4 protein-coding genes and 1 pseudogene are annotated in these 3,512 nt (G+C 72.0%); 2 read left to right on the top strand and 3 right to left on the bottom strand.

Annotated features, from left to right (window positions below):
• The 3 genes from C1J00_RS40360 to C1J00_RS40350 form a co-directional block, all read right to left on the bottom strand.
• Positions 1-766 (bottom strand): DUF817 domain-containing protein (locus C1J00_RS40360; protein WP_180989875.1); only part of this gene is annotated, 766 nt, incomplete at its 3' end.
• A gap of 27 nt (positions 767-793) precedes the next feature.
• Positions 794-1,408 (bottom strand): hypothetical protein, encoded by a 615-nt coding sequence (locus C1J00_RS40355; RefSeq protein ID WP_102913819.1) that lies wholly within the window; start codon positions 1,406-1,408, stop codon positions 794-796.
• 19 nt (positions 1,409-1,427) lie between these two features.
• Positions 1,428-2,426, bottom strand: coding sequence for an inorganic phosphate transporter (locus tag C1J00_RS40350; RefSeq protein ID WP_102913818.1), 999 nt, complete (start codon positions 2,424-2,426; stop codon positions 1,428-1,430).
• Positions 2,427-2,565: 139 nt separating this feature from the next.
• On the opposite strand from C1J00_RS40350, the gene C1J00_RS40345 reads away from it, so the two are divergent.
• Together C1J00_RS40345 and C1J00_RS40340 are read left to right on the top strand one after the other, a co-directional pair.
• Positions 2,566-3,165 carry a DUF998 domain-containing protein gene (locus C1J00_RS40345; protein WP_102913817.1) on the top strand — a complete coding sequence of 200 codons (600 nt, stop codon included), beginning with the start codon at positions 2,566-2,568 and terminating at the stop codon, positions 3,163-3,165.
• Between the two features lie 95 nt (positions 3,166-3,260).
• Positions 3,261-3,512, top strand: a pseudogene (locus tag C1J00_RS40340) (sugar hydrolase); the annotation flags it as partial.

Raw genomic sequence — 3,512 nt, 5'->3', positions numbered from 1 at the left:
GCCCCACCGCCGCCAGCACGAACGTCACACTGATGAGCAGCGCCCAGGCCCCGAACTTCTCGACCCCCACGGGCTCCCAGCCGTGCTGCTGATACGGATAGCGCCAGGCGCCGGCCAAGGTCGCCACATTTTCCGCCACCCACAGGAAGAACCCGATCAGCAGGAACGACAGCGCCAGCGGCATCCGCCGGCGCACCCCGCGCACCGTGAAGCGCACCGACGTCCCCAGCGTGACGGCCACGAGCAGCCCGGCCAGCACCCAGCGCGCATCGGGCAACCAGTGGTGGCTGAAGAAGTTCACGTAGATGGCCGCCGCGACCACGGCCGTCGACCGCGGCCGATACCGCACGAGCCCCAGATCGAACAGATGCCAGGCCCGGCAGACGTAGCTACCCACGGCCGCGTACAGAAAGCCGCCGTACAACGGGACACCGGCGACCTTGAGCACGGCCGGCTCCGGGTAGTTCCAGGAGCCGAGCGCCACCTTCACCACCTCGAAGGCCAGCCCGATGACATGACAGACGGCGATGACCGCGATGTCCCGCCCGCTCTCCCAGCCGCGAGCCCAGAACAGCAGCGTGAGCAGAACACCGTAGAAGACCAGCAGGTCGTAGCGCGCCACGGGCAGTTCGGGCAGCAGCGCGGACACGGCCACGCCGGACAGCAGGGCCAGGGCGAAAGCGCAGGCCCGCGTCTGTGTCCAGGCGAACGCGAGCAGCTGGCGAACCGGTGCGGCCAGGGGGCCGGCGATGCTTGCAGGGATCATGGTGCCCTGTAGGACGGGCCGGTGCGCCTACCGGTTGCAGTGAATTTCCCTGCTCGGAGCCGGGCCGCCCGGGTACGTACGTGCTTCGGTCACGGCCTGTCGCAACAGCAGGCACAGCAGCCGATCGGCCTCCGGCGCCGCGCACAGCACGCGGAGCGCCTGCTCGAGGCACCGACGCCCCGGCCCGCGCCACCACAGCAGATCGGCGCTCCGGGCCGCCCGGCCACCCGCAGGCGCGCCGGCGAGTCTCTCCGCCCTGCGTCGGCACGCATGGCCGTTGCGCGCCAGACGCCGTGACGCGGGACGCACCCGGCGTGCCGCGTCCACGACCGTGCCGACGAGCAGCGGCGGGTAGTCACGGCCCGCGGGGTGGGCGTCGGCGAGGTCCGCGGCCAGCGGCCACAAGGCGTGCCGGGCGTCGTCTCCGACGCTGTCGTTGACCACCCGCGCCAGGGCCGCGAGCGCCGGGTGCGTCCCGGCCGGGCTGTCGGTGAAACGGCCGGTGGCCAGCAGGCCGGCGGCCTCCATCAGGCAGGCACCGTCGTCCGGGTGCAGATGGGCGAAACGCCCCGGCGCCGGAAGGCCGGCCGGGACGCCGGCAGGCGACTCCACGGACGCCCGGCGGCCGGGAAGAGCGATCACGGGCGGCCTCCGGCTGTGCTCACAGAGGGGTGACGGCGTGCAGGAAGAGGTAGAGCGCCGCGGCCGGGATCCCCGCACCGGGAAACGTGAGGATCCAGGCGGTGCCGATCGAACGGGCCACCTGCCAGCGTACGTCGGAGAAGCGCCGGGTGGAGCCGGATCCCAGAATGGCGGCGGTGATGGTCTGCGTCGTGGAGATCGGCGCCTTCACCAGGAACGCGGTTGTGTACAGGACGGCCGCGGCAGCGGTCTCGGCGGCGAACCCGCGCGGCGGATCGAGGTGCACGATGCGCCGTCCCAGGGTGGTGATGATGCGCCGCCCGCCGGTGTACGTACCGGCCGCCATGGCGGCCGCCACCGCGGCGATCACCCACACCGGCACCGAGAAGCCGTCCTGCCAGCCGGCCGTGACCAGCGCCAGCACGATGACCCCCATGGTCTTCTGTGCGTCCTGCAAGCCGTGCCCCAGCCCCATGGCGGCGGCCGAGACGGTCTGCGCCACGCGGAACCGCCGCGTGGTACGCCGGGGTGCCGAATGGCGGAACGCCCACAGGATGCCGGTGTGCAGCAGGTACCCGAGCGCCACGCCCACCAGCGGGGACAGCAGCATCGGCAGGATGACCTTGTCCAGGATGCCCGACCAGTGCACCGTGGCGGACGCGGCGAGTGCGGCACCGACCAGCCCTCCGATCAGCGCGTGCGAAGACGAGGTGGGCAGCCCCCGCCACCACGTGAACACGTTCCACCCGATCGCGCCGATGAGCGCGCACAGGACCAGCAGCAGCCCTGAAGTCGCCTCGGGCGCCCCGATGATGCCGCTGCCGACGGTCTGGGCGACTCCGGTCCCGAGGAAGGCGCCGAAGAAGTTCATCACCGCGGCCATGGCGAGGGCCACGCGCGGCGTCAGGGCCCTGGTGGAGATGGAGGTGGCGATCGCGTTCGCGGCGTCGTGGAAGCCGTTGGTGAAGTCGAACGTCAGCCCTACGATGATGATCAGCACCACGAGTGTCAGCTCCATGCCCGATCACCTTCCGACGTCCGGCCGCACGCCACCATCGTGCGCTCCCCGGGGCGGAGAGGGCTGTGCGACTACGCCACGCGGGGCGAGCCGTCCGACGGAACCCGGGGACACGGATGCCCCGTTCTACGGTGTCCCGATGCGATCTGTTCCGGTATGGGCGCTGGTGTCCTCGGGGTGTGCGCCCTTCTTCCTGATCATGGGCTGGCTGGTGGCGGCGTCGCTGCAGGGTCCCCCGTACGACCCCGCGGCCCAGACGATCAGTGTCCTGGCGGCCCCGGGGAGCTCGGGGTCCTGGGTGATGACGGCCGCGTTCATCGCGCTGGGATTCTGCCATCTGATGACGGCCTGGGGTCTGCGCCCGGCCGGGACCGCAGGACGGGTGGCGTTGGCGGCCGGAGGAGTGTCGGCGCTGGCCGTGGCCATGTTCCCGGTGCCGAGCAGCGGCGGCTCCCTGAGCCACGGTTCTGTGGCCGCCGTGGCCTTCGCCCTCCTGGCGGCATGGCCCGTGCTGGCCGCCCGGGCCGGGATCGCCGTGCCGTGGGGCCTGCGGCCCTTGCCCTCCCTCGGAGCGACCGCGCTGATGGCGGCCGGCGCGGCCTGGTTCCTGATCGAGCTGCACCTGCACGGCGTGGCCGGTGTGGCCGAGCGCGCCGTGACGACCCTCCAGTCGGTCTGGCCCTTCGTGGTCGTCCTCTCCTGCCTGCGCGGATCCCCGCGCGACGGCTGCCCGAGCTGACCGAGCCGCCAAAGGATTGACAGGTACGGACCAAGCGGGAACCCTGAGAGCGCTCTCAAAGTTCGAATCGGCCAACTGCTGAACGGAGGCAGCGCGTGTTGCGAACTCTCAGGCGCCGGGCCACGGCCGCGGGGCTGTCCCTCGCCACGGTCCTCGCCGGCTCACTGCTGGCGACCGGAACGGGCGCTCCGGCCCACGCCGCCGTCCCGGCGACGATCCCACTGAAGATCACCAACAACTCGGCCCGCGGCGAGCAGTTGTACATCTACAACCTCGGCACGGAACTCTCGACCGGCCGGCAGGGCTGGGCCGACGCGGCCGGCACCTTCCACCCCTGGCCCTGTCCC

Origin of the sequence: Streptomyces cahuitamycinicus (assembly GCF_002891435.1) — a bacterium.
Taxonomy (GTDB): Bacteria; Actinomycetota; Actinomycetes; order Streptomycetales; family Streptomycetaceae; genus Streptomyces; species Streptomyces cahuitamycinicus.
The sequence above is the reverse complement of the archived record's forward strand: the minus strand, read 5'-3'. Positions and strand labels throughout refer to the sequence as shown.